We start from the raw sequence: 17,362 nt of genomic DNA, 5'->3' as shown, positions 1-17,362 counted from the left end.
AAATGAATACTCCCCTCTACCGTGTTTCAATCATCGCTGTGAGTGTACTTGTGATACTCACATCGGGTTGCCAAAGTGCAGCGTTAACCCCAACCAATCAAGTGGTGGATGAAGCCCAACTGACCACCACTCGGTTTAGTCCAGCGAAAAATGCCATCTCTCTTGAAAATATGAACAGACGTAAGTGGGATAACCCTGTTATTGCTGATTTAGATCAAGATGGTTACGATGATTTACTGCTGACTGATCATGGCTACAGCATTAAATTGTACTGGAACAATAAAGGTACATTCGTCAAAGGCTACGACCTAATAGTAGGCGATATGCATGGTATCGGTGTTGGTGATTTTGATAAAGATGGTGTGATGTACGCGTTGATTTCGCGCGGCGGTGGTTCAGGGGCAAACGCCCGCAATGCTAAGCTTTTTCATTTCACTCAAGATCGCAAAATTACACAAGGCGATGCATTTACCCCGCCGCTTAGGAATATGCGTGGGCGAACAAGCAAGTTTTTTGATGCCGACAATGACGGTGATTTAGATTTAGCCCTGTTAGGGTTTCCTTCAATGTATGCTGGACCGGAAGGCGAGAACTACCTATATCGTAACGACGGTGATGGTAAAATGACGCAAGTTGGAAATTTACCTCGCACGCATCGTGACGGGCAAAAAATACTTATTACCGATTTCAATCAAGACCAGTTTAGCGACATTCTGCTATACGGCAATGGTGCGGTCAAAGCATTGCAAGGTGATGGCAAATTTGGTTTTGAGGATGTTACCCAACAAGTACTGGGGCAGGACATAACCGATGTCACCGGCATCGCCCAACTTGATTTTGATAATGATGGTGACTTTGATTTATACCTTACTCGAGGCAAAGAACTAAATGCAGGTGATACCTTCTACGATCCGCAAACCTCAACGCTTGCTTTTTATACTAAGCGCGGTGGATTTCAGCTGCAAGATCTCGTTATTGGAGAAGTGTTAGAAATAGAAAATTTGCAAACTGCATACCCAGATCAAGATGTCTTTATCGGTGAAAGCGGTTATCAATATCAATTTCCTGGGGAATTTCACGGTGGGCAAAATATACGTTTGGTCAGTAGTTTAGCCCTAGGCTGGCCTGATAAACCGACGAAGAAAGGCATTTATATCGGTTACATAGGCAATGATACGTGGCGTATTGCGGGCACAACTAATCCTCCTACAACAGGGGTGATTAAAAATGTGAGCGCATACAAAACGACAGATTTGTCTAACGGGCCTATTGATCTGTTGTTAGAAAATCAGCAAGGCAAGTTTGTTGATGTCACGCAACAAGCGAACTTACTTGCACGCGAGCACAACACAGGTGTGGCAGTAGGCGACTTTGACAACAATGGTTTTAGCGATTTATTTGTGGTTAAGCGGGGTAATATGGCCACTTCGAACACGCAACATGTATTACTAAATCAAGGTGACGGAACATTTTTGGCCGACTTGCATCACGGGGTTGTATCCCCTGAGTTAGGAGCGCTGGGAGCGGGAGCTGATGTGATTGACTACGACGTTGACGGCAATATGGACTTGGTTTACGCAAACGAACGGGGTAAATGGCACGTATACCAAAACGGTGGGAGAGATAAGAATAATCACTATATCAAGATTGCGCTAACACCTTCACCTGATACCCGCGCTTCAGTTAGAGACGCCATGATAACGATCAGCGCTTGCGGACACAACCAAGTCCAGAGAGTCGGCAACAGTGGCGCGCCTTATACACAATCCTTGCCTAGCACAGTTCATTTTGGCATTGGCCAGTGCACACATATTGAAAGCGTGGATGTGAGGTGGAGTAACGGCGAGACAGATAAGGCGGCAGACTTAACGCCGGATAGTATTTATTCCTTTGCGAATAAAGGTAAGCATTAAGCTAAACAAGAAAAGCCAGTCGCTGTTTCGCGAGTTTAATAATGTCTCACGCAGCTAAACAGCTCAACAAGTAATAGATGCAACGCCTGATCTTTACATGTGGAGTGCCATAGATGAGTCACGCCGAGCCTCAATCTGGGCGCGCATATATACCTAGCCCCTCTGTCCGGAGGGGCTGATATTTCTCCCTTTGTAGCCTGGTTGTTAAGGCTGCTCTGCAGCATTTCATGCGTTTTTGACGTAAGCCTATTTATGTTGAGTGACAGGCTCGACGCTTCCTTCGTTATTGCGCAATAAGGGTTAACCTTTATTCATCATTATTCGCTGCGGGTAAGCAAAATATATTGTAAATCCACCTTGAAATATAAACATCATATGTTTATATTTGATGAATGAATGAAATGACGTTTTATGATTTAAAGCAAGCCGGTACGATTTCTCACAGTATGTCTGTGCAAGTCGCCCGAGAGCTTGGGCGACGTATTGTTGCCGGAAAATTTGAGCCAGGCGCCTTAATTGACGACGAAAATGCATTGTCAGAGCGATATCAGGTCAGCCGAGTGGTAATACGTGACGCCGTGAAAATACTCGTCAGTAAAGGCTTATTAGAAGTCAGACGAGGGATTGGTACTAAAGTTAATTCACGAAATCGCTGGTTAATGTTAGACGATGACGTGCTAGCTTGGCATTTATCTGCGCCACCTGAACCGACATTTTTAAAGCAGCTAATGGAAATTCGTTTAGCATTCGAACCAAAAGCGGCGCGATGGGCGGCAGAACGAGCTAGCGCACAGGATATTGCCAATATTGAAGCGGCCTATCAGGACATGGTTAAGTACGAGTACCAGCACGCGAATGAATTGTCTGTTACTAAGTTTATTAAAGCAGATGCGATGTTTCACCGAGCGATATTGATCGCTGCTCACAATGAATTTCTGCAAGATATTGAAGGGGTGATTTACTCGGCTTTGTTAGTGAGTATTCGCCTAACTAATAAAGATCCGATTGAAAATGGTACGTCCCTTCCGTTTCACTATGAAGTATGTCAAGCCATTTCAAATCGGGATGGTGCGTTAGCAGAGCAATTGACTGATCGTTTACTACGTGATGCCAGTGAACGATTACAACATAAGGTTGACAATAAAGTCGCCTGATTATCAGGCGCGATGTGCGCCTTTTATTCACTTTCCTTCTTGAGGTTAAAATCATGAAATCAGTTCTTCGTCGCGTGGTAACAACCCTCACGCTCAGTTTGGCTTGCTGTACGGCTAGTTATGCAAAGCAACCGAACATTGTTTTTTTATTTTCCGATGATGCAGGTTATGCGGATTTTGGTTTTCAAGGTAGTCAGACCATGAAAACCCCTAATTTGGACAAGCTCGCCAGCGAAGGTGTTCGCTTTACTCAAGGTTATGTTTCTGATTCAACCTGTGGCCCTTCAAGGGCAGGTATAATGACTGGGCGTTATCAACAAAAATTCGGATATGAAGAAATTAATGTTCCGGGTTATATGAGTGAAAATTCTGCCATTAAAGGGGCTCAAATGGGGATCCCACTTGACCAAGTGACGATGGGAGATTACATGAAATCTCTGGGATATCGCACGGCGTTTTTCGGTAAATGGCATTTAGGCGGAACAGATGAGTTACACCCCATGCATCGTGGCTTCGATGAGTTTTATGGTTTTCGTGGTGGGGATCGTAGTTACTGGGCTTACGAAGTGAATGCACCCCAGCGAAAATCAGAGATTTTCACTGATAAAAAGCTTGAGGAAGGTATTGGAAACTTTAAAGAGCACCAAGGTTATTTAACTGACGTACTGGCTGACAAAGCGAACAAATTCATTGAAAAAGCACCGGATAAGCCATTTTTTATCTTCTTGTCTTTCAATGCGGTGCATACTCCAATGGAAGCGACAGAGCAGGATTTAGCGCAATTTCCAACGCTAACCGGTAAGCGCAAAGAAGTAGCAGCAATGACCTTAGCCCTTGATAGAGCAAGTGGTGCTGTTTTAGATAAACTTAAAGAACTAGGTTTAGAAGACAATACATTAGTGGTTTTTAGTAACGATAATGGCGGCCCTACAGACAAAAATGCGTCATCTAATTACCCGTTAGCTGGTAGTAAGTCTAACTTCTTGGAAGGCGGTATCCGTGTCCCCTTCTTAATGAAATGGCCGGCTAAATTACCTTCAGGTAAAGTATATGATAAACCGGTGAGCACACTGGACTTACTCCCGACATTTTTTATCGCAGGTGGCGGTGAAAAACCAATGTCCACTTTAGACGGTGTAAATTTAGTCCCCTACATTACTGGCCGAAGTGATGCATTACCACATGCAAGCATGTACTGGAAAAAAGAAACGCGTGGCGCTATTCGTCAAGGGGATTGGAAACTCCTTCGTTTTCCTGACCGACCTGCCGAACTATACAACCTTGCAAATGACATCGGTGAGCAACATAACCTTGCTTCGCAAGAGCCAAAACGGGTTAAACAAATGTTCAAAGACTTTTTTGCCTGGGAGATGACCCTAGAACGGCCACTATGGTTACTAAAAAGAGAGTTTGAAGAATACGATTTGAACCGCATGGATAAATATCGTGTTCCGAGCAAACCTGAGTAAGCACTCAGTGGTGTTCTGTTTGGTGAGTGAGGTGTGCAAAGCACACTTCACAAGCCAACCCTCTTTCTTGAGTTTTACCCATTGTTTTAGTTACGCCTAACGCCCTCACTCCCGGTTTGTTTGACGCCAAGAATGGTTAGCCTTACTTATCAACGTCGCTTTGCAGCTGGCGTGTTCACTGCCTACCGCACTTTTTAGTTAACAATTTATTCACTATTACATATTGTTAATTTAAACATCATATGTTTAAATGTGTGCAAATTCCTTATCCATTTAGTTTCTCGCATTAAAGGACGGACATGACTATTTCAAAAAAAATGTACATCAATGGCGCCTTACATAGTGGTCATTCTTCGGCTTCGGTTATCAACCCAGCGAATGATGAAGCTGTTGCCCAGATGAGTGTTGCTAATGGCGCGCTAGCCATAACGGCCTTGCAGGCAGCTGACGCAGCTTATGATAGTTGGTCAAATACGCTGATTAGCGAACGCGTTGATTGGATGATGAAGTTAAAAGTCGCGCTAAAAGAGAATGAAACCCACTTGAGAGAATGTATTCATCTTGAAATGGGGAAAAGCTGGGCGAGTACCCAAGGCGATTTCGAAATGCTTTTAGACAGCTTAGACTTTTTTGCTGGTGAGATTCAAAAGCACGATGTAGAAACCCTTGAAGATAAAGAAGGTACCCATTCTCATGTATTAGTACGTGAATCAGTTGGGGTCGTTGCTGCTTTTCTCGCTTGGAATTTTCCATTGCTAAATTTGGCGTATAAGCTAGGACCCGCATTGGCATCAGGTTGTCCGATTGTGGTTAAACCCTCCTTGAAAACCCCGCTTTCAGCGCTTGCGGTAGGTGAAATTTGTCAGCAAATCGGCCTTCCTGCCGGTGTGGTCAATATCGTATGTGGGCCAGATCAAGAAATTGGGGATGCCATTTCATCGTCGAAAATTCCCGCTTTGTTAACACTGATTGGATCGACTGAAACCGGTAAGCATGTAATGGAGCATGGCGCCACATCAATAAAGCGTTACTCGATGGAGCTTGGTGGTAATGCACCAGTGCTGGTTTTTGCTGATGCGGATCTAGATTTGGCTGCAGATATTGTTTGTGGCCTTAAATTCGAAAATGCAGGGCAAATTTGCGTCGCACCTAATCGCGTCTTTGTGCATAGCTCAGTTGCAGAGACGTTTTATCAAAAAGTTGTGACACGAGCCTTAGCTGTCAAAGTCGGTTTTTCTCGTGATGAGCCCATTGATATGGGGCCTGTTATTGACCAACAGGCTTGGAACAGAATCGATGCACTTGTTGATGACGCTGTTGCTAAAGGTGCTGTGTTGTTGACGGGCAAAGGGCGGCCAGCGCATTTAAGCCAGGGGGCCTTTTATGCGCCAACTGTGCTCAAAGATGTACCACGTGATGCTGATATTTATCGTCAAGAGGTCTTCGGCCCGGTTGTCAGTGTGTTGAGCTTTGACGAAGAAGCGCAAGTTTTACAAGACGCAAATGATACAGAAGCAGGCTTGTCGTCGTTTATTTTCACCTCAGATAACGAACGTGCCCAACGTGTCGCTAAACGCTTGCGTTTCGGGGAAGTGCATATCAATGGCGTGAAATACGCTATTAATTTGCCTCACTGTGGTGTGAAGCAATCAGGGGTGGGAGTTGATTGCTCACATCTATCACTGGAGGAATATTTTACCGTTAAACGCGTCTCTACGGCGTTGGGCAAAGGGCAAGCATAATGAAAATTACTCAAGTTATAAGCCACGTTTTACAATACGACCTAGATGAAGAGTTGGGTTATTCACAGCAGTATTATTTTAAGCGCACTACGCATTTAGTGGAAGTTCGCACTGATATTGGCGTTACAGGATGGGGTGAGTGTTTCGGCGGCGGCAACATCGCCTTGGCGAATAAAACCATCGTGGAAAAAGTGATTCAGCCAATGATTTTGGGCATGAATCCATTGGATCGGGAAGTGATTTGGCACAAAGCTTACAATTTGATGCGTGATCATGGCCAAAAAGGCATGCCGATTCAGTCTTTATCTGGGATAGATATCGCGCTATGGGATATAGCTGGAAAAGTTCATAACCTACCGGTATATCAGTTGCTGGGTGGTGCATTTAGAGAAGAAATCGGTGTTTATGGTTATGGCATGATGCTGCAGCGCGTGCCCGACTTAGCGCATCGATTTGAACTAGAAAGCGCGGCCATTTTGGATAAAGGCTTTAAAGCCATGAAAATGAAAATTGGCTTAGGTGTAGAAAAAGATGTGCGGTTGGTTGAAGCCGTGCGCAAAGCGATCGGGCCAGATGTGTCGTTAATGGTCGATGCTAATCACGCCTATACCACACGCGAAGCGATCCCTTTAGGCCGTGAATTGGAACGTTTAGGTGTAGCTTGGTTTGAAGAGCCCGTTGCGCCAGAAGATTTACAAGGCTATCGCGAGTTGTGCGAAGCCTTAGATGTTAACATTGCGGGAGGCGAAGGCGAATTTACCGTTTGGGGTTTCCGAGATCTTATTAAAAACCGCTGTGTCGATATCCTTCAACCCGAAGTGTGTGGCTTAGGTGGTATCACTCATTATCAAAAGGTCATCGCGCTGGCACAAGCGCATTTCGTGCCTGTTGTGAATCATGTATGGGGCTCAGCTGTCGCAGTGGCAACAAATATGCACCTACTAGCAGCCTTACCTGACTTCCCAGGCGCTGCGCATCCGGTACAACCTATGCTCGAGTATGACACAACGCCGAATCGATTCCGCGAGGAGCTTTTGGTTGATTCATTAGAAATCAACGAACAAGTGAAACGTAATGACGGCGTTGTTGCGTTACCTAAAGGCCCTGGTCTTGGCATAGAGCCAAACCGTGACTTCATCAAAAAATACGCTGTAGGCGGTTAGTCGGTATGCGAGTAAATACTGAAATGGGTCAAGGTTATGCTTGATTTCAATCGTGCGGCGCTGATATGCGTAGATTGGGGCAGTTCTAATTTACGTGCTTATCTTATTGATACGCAAGGTGCGGTCTTAGACCGCTTGCAAAGCGATAAAGGGGTGTTGAATTTTAGCTCGGGTCAGTACGGCCCGGAACTACGCCAGCTTTTGCAACCTTGGTTAAGCGTTAAATCAATCCCTGTGATTTTGGCTGGCATGGTCGGTAGTATGCAAGGTTGGCAAGACGCGGGTTACATACCGTGCCCTAGCAGGTTAGATGATTTAGCGGCCAATCTGTGCCAAGTGTCAAATGATGAACAATTACAGGCATTTATTGTGCCTGGGGTAAAAGGCCTGTCAAACTTTGGTTTAGTTGACGTGATGCGTGGCGAAGAAGTGCAAATATTTGGCGCGTTATCAGCGCACAAAATGCAAGCGCAAAGTGGCGCTCACGATCATGAACTAACAGAGGCTAGTACGCAATTAGTGTGCTTACCCGGCACACATTCTAAATGGGCCCAAGTTGATGTATCACATGATCCATCTTTACAAGGCGCACCGAGTATTCGTCAATTTAGCACCTATATGACGGGAGAATTGTTTGCCTTGCTCAATGAGCACAGCATATTAGGCAAAATGTATCAGCATGAAACGAGTGCCGATGCGTTTAATGGTGCTGCGTTTGATGCCGGTGTAAGAACTGCTCAAGCCCCAGGCTCGCTATTGCACAAACTTTTTAGTGCCAGAAGTAAAGTACTTAATCAAGAGATCGAGCCAGCAGGTGTGCATAGTTACCTATCAGGCATGCTGATTGCCACTGAGGTTTTTGACATGCTCGAGGTATATCAAGAAAAAAACACCAAGGATAGTACGGGCGACAAAGCGCAGCAGATATACGCACCAATTATCCTTGTGGGCGCGCCAGCCCTAACTGAGCTATATGAGCGAGTGATCGCTTCTACCTATTTTAATGTGCGTAGTGTTGCTGCTGAAACGGCGTCGTGCCTTGGTATTCTTAATATTGCCAAAGCCGCTGGTAAGGTATAGCGCTTGGCGTTATCTATCCAATGCAGTAACAGTTTTCGATAAGGAAAAGCAATGAGTTTAATGACATTACACGAAGCGTTGAATGAATTACCGCTGGTGGCTATTTTGCGTGGGATCACCCCTGATGAAGTGGTCGACGTGGCAAAAACATTACAAGAGCAAGGATTTAATGTTATCGAGGTGCCCCTGAATTCGCCTCAACCCTATGAAAGCATTAAACGATTAGTGGCTGCATTTGGTGACACGTTAATCATCGGTGCTGGAACAGTTTTAAGCTGTGCTCAGGTCGATGAGGTTGCAGCCGCAGGTGGGCGAATTATTATCTCGCCAAACGTCAACCCTGATGTGATTCGCCATACTAAATCCAAAGGGTTGTTTTCGGTTCCAGGGTTTTACACTGTTTCGGAAGCGTTTTCTGCCATTGATGCTGGGGCGGATGCCATCAAACTGTTTCCAGCAGATACCATAGGTGCCACTGGGCTCAAAGGAATGATGGCGGTGCTACCAAGCAGTGTTCCTGTGCTGCCAGTTGGGGGCGTGTCTAATACCACTATGGAAGGGTTTATCACAGCAGGTGCTGCCGGATTTGGTTTAGGTTCGGGTTTATATAAAGCGGGTATGACGGTAGAGCAAGTCACCGACAACGCGAAAGGCTATGTGAATGCATGGCGCGCAGCAAAAAAATAAAGGCTATTTGCCTCTAATGCGCCACCACTAACAACAATAACAAGGGTGAGTTAATACACGATACTGATGAATGAACGCCATCGGTTATACGTAGTGACAAACCGCTAATCAAGTTGGAATGTAAAATGACTATTAGTAACGTCGACAGAAATGTGACCAAGTTTGCCATTATTGCCGCCTTTGGTGGCTTTGTATTTGGCTTGGATGCAGCCAATATTTCCGGTGCACTGCGATTCGTAAATTCACAATTTGAACTCAGTAGCATCCAAACTGGAACAGTGGTTGGGGTCGCTATTTTAGGCGTGATTTTGGCGCTGATGTTTACCGGTTCATTTTGTGACAAATTTGGTCGTCGAAAAGTTTTGTTGGCGATTGCTCTGACTTACTCTTTGTCTACTTTGTTATCAGCATTTGCAACTAGCTATGCCATGTTAGTTGTGGGCCGTTTTATTGGGGGAGTTGCTTTTGCCTCCATTACGGTTTCCGCTATGTATATTGGTGAGATAGCACCTGCTGATAAGCGGGGTAAATTCGTATCGATTAATCAGCTGTTAATTACGTTAGGCAGCTTAGTGGCATTTGTCGCCAATTATTGTTTGGTGTTGTCCATGGACAGTATTGCCTGGATAGACAATGAAAATGTGTGGCGATTAATGCTCGGATTTGAATTGGTGCCTAATATCGTTTGGTTCTTACTACTGTTAACTGTGCCGCGCTCACCAAGGTGGCTGGTAGCAAAAGGACGGATCGAGGAGGCGCGTGAAGCCTTTGCAAAAATTGCTCCTGCAGAGCAGATTGAACAACTGATCCATTCAGTACAAGAAAGCCTACAAAAAGAGTCTAAAAACACACCTATTACCCAGTTAAAAACCCTCTTCAGTAAGCGTTTTACATTGGTTTTATGTGTGGCGTTTGCTTACGCTATCGTACAAGGTGCAAGTGGTATGAATGCGGTGCTATTTTATGCACCCACGGTATTTGAGCAGATTGGCATGTCAGTAGAAGATACCTTCATGCAAACCGTCATTCTAGGGTTAGTCGCGGTAATTTTCACCCTTGTTGCCATTCGATTTGTTGAGCAATGGGGGCGTCGTAACCTGACCCTTATTGGCTTGTTGTTTATCGGTATCGCCCATACCTCGATCTGGTATGGATTTAAGTCAGCACATTATGAATTGAGCGAAGAGGCCATCGTTAAGATTCAGCAAAGCAATGTCGATGTCACATTATTGCAGCCATTGGTAGGGAAAACTTATGCCACAGACGTGGACTTGAAGCGTGAATTGACAGGGATTTACTCTAAAAAAGACTTACCTTTGGTCAGCGGAGCCATTATTAACTCAACCATTACGATTAATGCGTTTTTTGTACTGTTTGGATTATTCACCTTTCTAGCGGCGTTCAACATGTCGATAGGGCCTGTGATGTGGGTAATATTCTCAGAAATATTTCCGAACAACGTGCGCAGTGTCGCGTTGCCAGTAGCGGCTTTCGTGCAAAGTGTATCGAGCTACCTAATACAGCAATTTTTCCCTTGGCAACTGGAAAACTTGGGGGCAGCCAACACATTTTTAAACTATGGCATTATCGCATTCATTGGCATGTTAGTTATGGCTAAAATATTGCCGGAAACCAAAGGCAAAAGTATTGAAGATATAGAGCGGGATTTGGTACGCCACTAATTGAGATAAAGACACGCTTGAGCGGCGTTATTGTTTCGTTAACAATTGTCTTGACGATCATTTACACAAGTAGTGAGGTAATATGCTTTGTATCATTCTGTAAGCGTGGTACATTTACAGCATCCCCTAACATAATATGTTTAGAATATTACCATGAGCGAACTAGTATATTACGATCTTAAGCGCACGGCGACGATGACGCCGAGTATGCCGGTACAAGTCGCCCGCGAATTAGGCAGGCGCATTGTTGCCGGTACGTACGAGCCCGGTACACTTATTGATGAAGAGAATACCTTAGCAACACGCTATCAGGTCAGCCGAGTCGTTGTAAGAGATGCGGTTAAAATATTGGTTGGCAAAGGACTACTCGATGTTCGTCGAGGCATTGGCACTCGCGTTAGAGCACGTGACCAATGGTCAATGTTAGATGATGATGTATTAGCTTGGCATCTATCTGCTCCACCTAACCCCGCGTTTCTAAAGCAATTAATGGAAATTCGCTTAGCATTTGAACCGAAAGCGTCTCGCTGGGCGGCAGAACGTGCTACAGCGGAAGACATTGCTGAAATAGAAGCGGCGTGTGTTGCCATGGAGCAAGAAGAGGGCACAGTAGAAAACTTTATTATTGCTGATGCTGAGTTTCACCGTGCTGTTTTGCGTGCTGCTCACAATGAGTTTTTAAAAGCGATGGAAGGTGTTATTTACTCGGCTTTGTTAGTCAGTATTCGTTTAACCAACAAAGATCCTCGTGCAAATAAAACCTCAGTGCCATTTCATCGTGAGGTGTGTAACGCTATTGCTAATCGAGATGCCGATCGAGCTGAAGAGTTAACCACTAACTTACTTAAAGATGCAGACCACCGATTGGTCGATAAAGTCGCTAAGTACAAATAGCCTTATAGGTAACATGACTCAGTAAGTGAGCATCAAACAATTAAACACCAGCTTAGGCTGGTGTTTTTGTTTTTAGGAAGATTAACAGCGGATTTTAAACTATAGATGCACTGCTAACTTGATGCATCGAACTGATAGTTACGGAGCAGCCTCTGCAGGCTGAAATGAGCGAAAAGCGGTCATTGGCGAAACTGCGATAGTAGTCCGCTGAAGACAAGGAGCGGACATTCATTAGTATCGATTTTTAGGCGTTGTCTGATCCTAATGTGTCAAGAGCGGACATTGGTTTTTCTTTAGTTATTACGATAGAAAAAGCGCTAGCGGACACTTTAAGAGAGTGGCTGAAAAAGTCTGCTACTTCTTTGGATATTTCAACTCGCATCCACCGGACTTATCGCTCCAGACTTATGCTTACCCAAAACGTGGGTATAAATTTGTGTGGTTTTTACATCATCATGCCCCAGTAATTCTTGTACTACTCTAATGTCATGCCCTGTTTCGAGCAATCGTGTTGCGAAACTATGCCGAAACGTATGTGATGTAACCCGTTTTAAAATTCCTGTTTCTTGAACTGCTTTTTTTAATGCCTTCCGAAACCCCGTTTGATGAAGGTGATGACGGCATACATAGCCATCGTAAGGGTGAACACATCGTGTAGTTGAAGGAAATATATATTGCCAAGATAAGTTCGTAGCGGCCTTCCCGTATTTACGTATTAGAGCAGGTGGTAGTGATGACAGCCCATACCCTTCATCAATATCCTTTTGATGAATACACTCCACTTTTTGAATTTGTCTAGTAATCTGGTGCTTAGCCAATTCTGGAAACATTGTTACACGGTCTTTTTGGCCTTTTGAGCGAAAAATAAAAATAGTGTTTCGTTCAAAATCAAAATCTTTTACGCGCCGCTTCAACACCTCAGATATACGGAATCCCGCGCCATACATTAGTGTGCCAATAGTATGATGAACCCCTCGTAATTTATTGATTACGGCAATCGCATCATTATGACTTAATACTTCTGGAACACGGACAGGTGTCTTAGCGAATTTAAAGGACATGTTGGTTAAGTCCATATTAAGCACATGACGATACATAAAAATTACGGCACACAAGGCTTGGTTTTGAGTGGTTGGGGAAACTTTTAACGCTATAGCAAGATGTGACAAAAACTGTTCAACTTCTAGTTCCCCCATATCTTTAGGATGACGCTTGCCGTTGAAATAAATAAATCGTCTAATCCAATGAAGGTAGGCCTTTTCCGTTTTTATGCTATACCTTTTGGTTCGCAAAGTAACCCTAATAGATTCTATAAAAGGTGACTTGGACATAATATTATCTCCTGCAAACGAACTGTTTTTATATACAGGTATAATGCATGTTTTTAAATTGTGTCAAGATTGCTTCCTATTATGTAAATTTCTAAGGTCTCGTTTTGTTTTTCAAAAATATGCTAAGTTATTAATTTAACTATGGAAAATATTTTTCACATAGTTTTTAATAGGAAGCAGAAAAGTCTCGTTAAACCTAAGTCTCCTTTTGCTTTTGCAACTCCGAGTGGTTTTACTCGCACGATAGTAAAAAATACTGAATAAAATCAGAAGGTAAGAACTTAAAATGATGAAAACAACAATCATATCTAGAAGTTACATATACGACATGCTCGATAATAAGCGTTAAATGCCTCTCAGTGGGGTGTATTTATCTTTCCAAAGAAGACTATGAATTCAGGGATTCTATACCCTTCAATCCATTAATTAGGAGTTAATTGTGGTTAACAATTTCAATAAAGGTGCGAAGTTCGTTAGAGCTGACCTTCATATTCATTCTTACGGAATAGATTTCGGTTCGTTTGATGTGACAGACGAAAAAATGACGCCTAAAAATATAGTAGATACTGCGTTAAGATCCAATTTAAAAATAATTAGTATTACAGACCACAACGAGATTCTAAACAGTAATATTGCAATTGATTACGCTCAAGATAAAGACATACTTGTAGTCCCTGGAATAGAAGTTAGTACAACACAAGGACACCTTCTTGTGTATTTTAATTCTTTTAAAAACCTAAGATCATTTCACGGAAAGCTAAATATTTCTGATGACAAAGAACGTTGTTCACAGGGTATTGTTGAATGCTTAAATTTAGCAGAACAGTACCATGGCTTTGGGGTGCTAGCTCATATTGAATTAGATTCAGGGTTTGAAAAGACTGTGTCTAGATTTAATGCTCAGATGGATGATTTGTTTTGTCATTCTGCATTACTTGCTCTTGAAATAAGTAAAAAGGAAAGTTTTGATCTTTATACTGATAACGATACCAATACTCATCGATTGTCTTTAGTCAAAAAAAGACGAGAAAAACTTGAACTTCACGATGAAGTCATTCTGCCTAAAGTTATGTCCTCGGATTCACACTCTATTAATAAGCTTGGAACTAATGCAGAAGGCAATAAAAAGCTAACACGCTTTAAAGTTGATGAACTGAGTTTTGATGCTCTTCGTATTTCCTTGAGTTCTTATGAATCACGAGTACGTCTTGAAGATACAATTCCTGAAAAGGTTGCTAAATTTACTGGTGTCCATATTAAAGGTGGTCTTCTGCACGACCAAAGAGTTGACTTCAGTGATAACCTTAGTTGCATAATTGGTGGTAGGGGAACCGGTAAGTCAACATTAATGGAAATTATACGCGTAGCGTCAGGCAATGAATCATCTAAGAATGTTATTGATAGTGATGTATGGCCTGATGATATCAGTTTATTTTACGAAGATGAGACAGGAAAAGAATTAGAATTTCGACGTTCAAAGAATGATCATACATTTAATCATACAGATGGACAGGACGGTCTTCAAAGAGTCCCTATCGAGTGCTATGGGCAAAGTGAAACGGCCGATACAGTAAAAAATAGCGATAATGACCCAGAAGCATTGCTAGCATTTTTAGATGGTTTTTTGGAGCTTGAACATCTAAAAAATGAAGATGACAATGTTTGTGACTTGCTACTAAATAATCAAAGTGAATTGGGAAAGCTGCGGATTGAAGTTTTGGCTATAAAAGATACTGAAAGACAGCTTCAAGCGCTTAAAGAAAAAAAATCAAGATTAGAAAAAGATAAAGTAGGTGAGCTTGTTAAACATCAAGTAGCCTTGGTTAAGGAAAAGGGGTTAAGGAATGATCTTATTGAGCAACTTAAAGAACTTGTTAAAAACTACCGAAAAGTACTAAAAGATACTGACTTATTTGACTATTTCAATAACTTCTCTGATGAAGAAATCATTGTGGGGAAGGATCAATTTACTGAAGTAAAGAAGCTTATTAACGAATTCTCTGGAATTGTTTCAATTAAATCTGACGAATTAAATGTTGCTTTAGAGGAGAAAATAGCTCTCCTTAAAGTCCAGTTGGATTCATGGAAGTCAAAAGAATCAGAAATACAAAAGAAGATTGACGAGAAAAAAGCAGAGTTAGATAAAGCCGGAATCCCTTTTGACATTGGAAAAATAAATCAAATAGCCAATGATCTTGAATATTATGAAAAGCGCTTAAGAAAGCTCGAAAAAGATCAGCTTAAATTAAAAGAAACCCAAAAATATAGAAGCGACCTGCTGAAGAAACGTTTAGAGTTAAAGAAGGAAATTTATAAGGTACGCTATGCTTTTAGTATTCAAATAAACGATAATTTGAAAAATTCAGTTGATGGTCTCTTTGTTGCAGCTAAATACACTGAAGGAACTTATTCGCCAAGCTTCGAAGAGCTTATGAAGCAGGTGATGGGGTGGAGAACATCTCAAGTTAAAAAATCTGAGATCATCGCATCAAACTTATCTCCAATAACCTTTGCTTCAGAGGTGAAGCGCGGTAGAAAAACGCTTTTCGAAGCGTTGTTGGATGAAGACAATAAGCGTGTCTTTTCTGATGAAGATATAGAGCGAATCATTGAGCGTGTACGTGATAACTATTCGTATGAAGATTTTGAAGCGCTTACCTACGAAGATCGACCTAATATATTAGTGACGAAAGTTGTAGAGATTAATGGGCAAATAAAAAATATATCTAAGTCGATCTCTAAATTGTCATTAGGGCAACAACAGTCAATTCTGTTAGCAATATTAATACAGTCTAAAAATAATATTCCGCTTCTAATTGATCAGCCAGAGGACCATCTGGATAGTGAATTTATATATAAAACAATTGTTACCAATCTCAAAAAGATCAAAGAAACAAGACAGGTCATTATTGTTACACATAATGCAAATATTGCAGTTCTGGGTGATGCGGAATTAATTATTCCACTTAGAAGTACAAATGATCAAACATCGATTGTTAATAGAGGTTCTATTGATAGAGGCTCTATTCAGAAAGATTGTTGCGCAATTTTGGAAGGTGGGGAAAGAGCTTTTTCTCATCGTCAAAAAATATACACGTTGTAGCAGTTTAAAGGTATCTTCAAAAATAAGTCTAGAATTACAACCTTTATCGACGGTTTTCGTTGAGGGTGATGGCATATAACAAGAGACTATGGCGTCAATAGCTAATTTGTAGCCTTTGGCGCTTCCCACATGACCCCGTCTCTGAGCATTGAGTTTAAGATAACAACCATCTTTCTAATGCACGCAATAATAGCCACTTTCTTAGGCTTACCCGCTGCGACTAATCGTTGATAAGTTTCCTTGAATACGGGGTTACTTTGTATTGCTGACATCATCGCCATGTACAAAACGGTTCTGACTTGATGTCTGCCACCTTGGATTTTCCGCAATCCCTTATAGCGCCCACTTTCTCGATTCATGGGAGCCACACCGACTAATGCAGAGGCTTGTTTGTTAGTCATGTAACCTAACTCTGGCAAGTTACTGATGATGGAAGCGGAGGCTATTTTTCCGATTCCTTTCATGCTCTGTAAGATGCAGTTTTTCGCTTGATAATCAGGGCAAGATTCTATGAGCGCGACGATTTTATTTTCAATTTTGGTTATCTGGTTTTTAAAGACGGTGAGAATAGGTTTGATAGTCATAGCGAGTTCTTTTGGTAGAATTTGCAGGCGGTTTTTTTCCATCGTTTGCATGACGAGCAATTGATTTCGTCTCGCAACTAAATCACTCATAGCCTGCATGGTATCTGGTTTTAGTTGAGATAATTTAGGCTGAATAGCCTCACCGTAATGCGCAATCAGTTGAGCATCTAGTTTGTCTGTTTTAGCCCGCTGACCTATCGCCCCAGCAAAGCGTTTAATGTGAATAGGATTGGCAACAACGAAGGGTAAATTAGCATTTGCACATGCGATAATAAATGGCATTTCTAAACGGCCTGTTGCTTCAATAATAATGCGCCCAGGTGCGTGTTGTTTGATTATTTTTATGGCTTCTTTAATGCCTTTTTCATCATTCGAAACGGTGAAATAAATATCGAGAGGGCGGATGTAAATATCTAATTGAAACTTGCCCGTATCGACACCCACGTTAACGCTTTGATTTGTTTTTGTATTCATAATAAGCTAACTCTTGCTTGCATAATGCGGGTTGAGACCCAGTAGACTATTCGAGTGTTTTGCTTGGAGTCCTTTGTGGCGTTCTT

General features: G+C 42.4%; 12 protein-coding genes. 10 read left to right on the top strand and 2 right to left on the bottom strand.

What is annotated here, in order from left to right:
• Window positions 1-2 precede the first annotated feature (2 nt).
• The 9 genes from FX988_RS09065 (at window position 3) to FX988_RS09025 (ending at window position 11,784) form a co-directional block, all read left to right on the top strand.
• Window positions 3-1,913, top strand: a complete 1,911-nt coding sequence (locus FX988_RS09065; RefSeq protein WP_160179313.1) for a CRTAC1 family protein — start codon at window positions 3-5, stop codon at window positions 1,911-1,913.
• Window positions 1,914-2,305: 392 nt separating this feature from the next.
• A complete protein-coding gene (locus tag FX988_RS09060) occupies window positions 2,306-3,067 on the top strand; it encodes a FadR/GntR family transcriptional regulator (RefSeq protein WP_160179312.1) in 762 nt (253 codons plus the stop codon).
• 53 nt (window positions 3,068-3,120) lie between these two features.
• Window positions 3,121-4,536, top strand: a complete 1,416-nt coding sequence (locus FX988_RS09055) for a sulfatase (protein ID WP_160179311.1) — start codon at window positions 3,121-3,123, stop codon at window positions 4,534-4,536.
• Window positions 4,537-4,835: 299 nt separating this feature from the next.
• Window positions 4,836-6,278 carry an NAD-dependent succinate-semialdehyde dehydrogenase gene (locus FX988_RS09050; protein WP_160179310.1) on the top strand — a complete coding sequence of 481 codons (1,443 nt, stop codon included), beginning with the start codon at window positions 4,836-4,838 and terminating at the stop codon, window positions 6,276-6,278.
• Window positions 6,278-7,441, top strand: coding sequence for a mandelate racemase/muconate lactonizing enzyme family protein (locus FX988_RS09045; protein ID WP_160179309.1), 1,164 nt, complete (start codon window positions 6,278-6,280; stop codon window positions 7,439-7,441). The genes FX988_RS09050 and FX988_RS09045 overlap by 1 nt, the downstream gene beginning before the upstream one ends.
• 36 nt (window positions 7,442-7,477) lie before the next feature.
• The gene (locus FX988_RS09040) at window positions 7,478-8,521 is read left to right on the top strand and encodes a 2-dehydro-3-deoxygalactonokinase (RefSeq protein ID WP_160179308.1); all 1,044 of its coding nucleotides are present in this window, start codon (window positions 7,478-7,480) and stop codon (window positions 8,519-8,521) included.
• Window positions 8,522-8,572: 51 nt separating this feature from the next.
• Complete coding sequence (locus tag FX988_RS09035; RefSeq protein ID WP_160179307.1) at window positions 8,573-9,208, top strand: 2-dehydro-3-deoxy-6-phosphogalactonate aldolase; 636 nt, start codon at window positions 8,573-8,575, stop codon at window positions 9,206-9,208.
• A gap of 125 nt (window positions 9,209-9,333) precedes the next feature.
• Window positions 9,334-10,890 carry an MFS transporter gene (locus FX988_RS09030; protein WP_160179306.1) on the top strand — a complete coding sequence of 519 codons (1,557 nt, stop codon included), beginning with the start codon at window positions 9,334-9,336 and terminating at the stop codon, window positions 10,888-10,890.
• 153 nt (window positions 10,891-11,043) lie between these two features.
• Window positions 11,044-11,784, top strand: coding sequence for a FadR/GntR family transcriptional regulator (locus FX988_RS09025; RefSeq protein ID WP_160179305.1), 741 nt, complete (start codon window positions 11,044-11,046; stop codon window positions 11,782-11,784).
• A gap of 371 nt (window positions 11,785-12,155) precedes the next feature.
• On the opposite strand, the gene FX988_RS09020 is transcribed toward FX988_RS09025, so the two are convergent.
• Window positions 12,156-13,115 carry an integron integrase gene (locus FX988_RS09020; protein WP_160179304.1) on the bottom strand — a complete coding sequence of 320 codons (960 nt, stop codon included), beginning with the start codon at window positions 13,113-13,115 and terminating at the stop codon, window positions 12,156-12,158.
• Window positions 13,116-13,554: 439 nt separating this feature from the next.
• Between FX988_RS09020 and FX988_RS09015 the strand changes: the two genes are divergently transcribed.
• Window positions 13,555-16,218: a TrlF family AAA-like ATPase gene (locus tag FX988_RS09015; protein ID WP_160179303.1), complete on the top strand. Its 2,664-nt coding sequence runs from the start codon at window positions 13,555-13,557 to the stop codon at window positions 16,216-16,218.
• A gap of 101 nt (window positions 16,219-16,319) precedes the next feature.
• Here FX988_RS09015 and FX988_RS09010 read toward each other — a convergent pair whose 3' ends face one another.
• Window positions 16,320-17,276 (bottom strand): IS110 family transposase, encoded by a 957-nt coding sequence (locus FX988_RS09010; protein ID WP_160179302.1) that lies wholly within the window; start codon window positions 17,274-17,276, stop codon window positions 16,320-16,322.
• Between the last annotated feature and the right edge of the window lie 86 nt (window positions 17,277-17,362).

The sequence above is a fragment of the Paraglaciecola mesophila genome, from assembly GCF_009906955.1.
Lineage (GTDB): Bacteria > Pseudomonadota > Gammaproteobacteria > Enterobacterales > Alteromonadaceae > Paraglaciecola > Paraglaciecola mesophila_A.
Note: the sequence above shows the minus strand (reverse complement) of the source record. Positions and strands in the feature narration are given on the sequence as shown.

Excerpts from the sequence above, each read along its gene's own strand:
- FX988_RS09065 (WP_160179313.1), top strand. The coding sequence starts at position 3 with ATGAATACTCCCCTCTACCGTGTTTCAATCATCGCTGTGAGTGTACTT.
- FX988_RS09060 (WP_160179312.1), top strand. The coding sequence starts at position 2,306 with ATGAATGAAATGACGTTTTATGATTTAAAGCAAGCCGGTACGATTTCT.
- FX988_RS09055 (WP_160179311.1), top strand. The coding sequence starts at position 3,121 with ATGAAATCAGTTCTTCGTCGCGTGGTAACAACCCTCACGCTCAGTTTG.
- FX988_RS09050 (WP_160179310.1), top strand. The coding sequence starts at position 4,836 with ATGACTATTTCAAAAAAAATGTACATCAATGGCGCCTTACATAGTGGT.
- FX988_RS09045 (WP_160179309.1), top strand. The coding sequence starts at position 6,278 with ATGAAAATTACTCAAGTTATAAGCCACGTTTTACAATACGACCTAGAT.
- FX988_RS09040 (WP_160179308.1), top strand. The coding sequence starts at position 7,478 with ATGCTTGATTTCAATCGTGCGGCGCTGATATGCGTAGATTGGGGCAGT.
- FX988_RS09035 (WP_160179307.1), top strand. The coding sequence starts at position 8,573 with ATGAGTTTAATGACATTACACGAAGCGTTGAATGAATTACCGCTGGTG.
- FX988_RS09030 (WP_160179306.1), top strand. The coding sequence starts at position 9,334 with ATGACTATTAGTAACGTCGACAGAAATGTGACCAAGTTTGCCATTATT.
- FX988_RS09025 (WP_160179305.1), top strand. The coding sequence starts at position 11,044 with ATGAGCGAACTAGTATATTACGATCTTAAGCGCACGGCGACGATGACG.
- FX988_RS09020 (WP_160179304.1), bottom strand. The coding sequence starts at position 13,115 with ATGTCCAAGTCACCTTTTATAGAATCTATTAGGGTTACTTTGCGAACC.
- FX988_RS09010 (WP_160179302.1), bottom strand. The coding sequence starts at position 17,276 with ATGAATACAAAAACAAATCAAAGCGTTAACGTGGGTGTCGATACGGGC.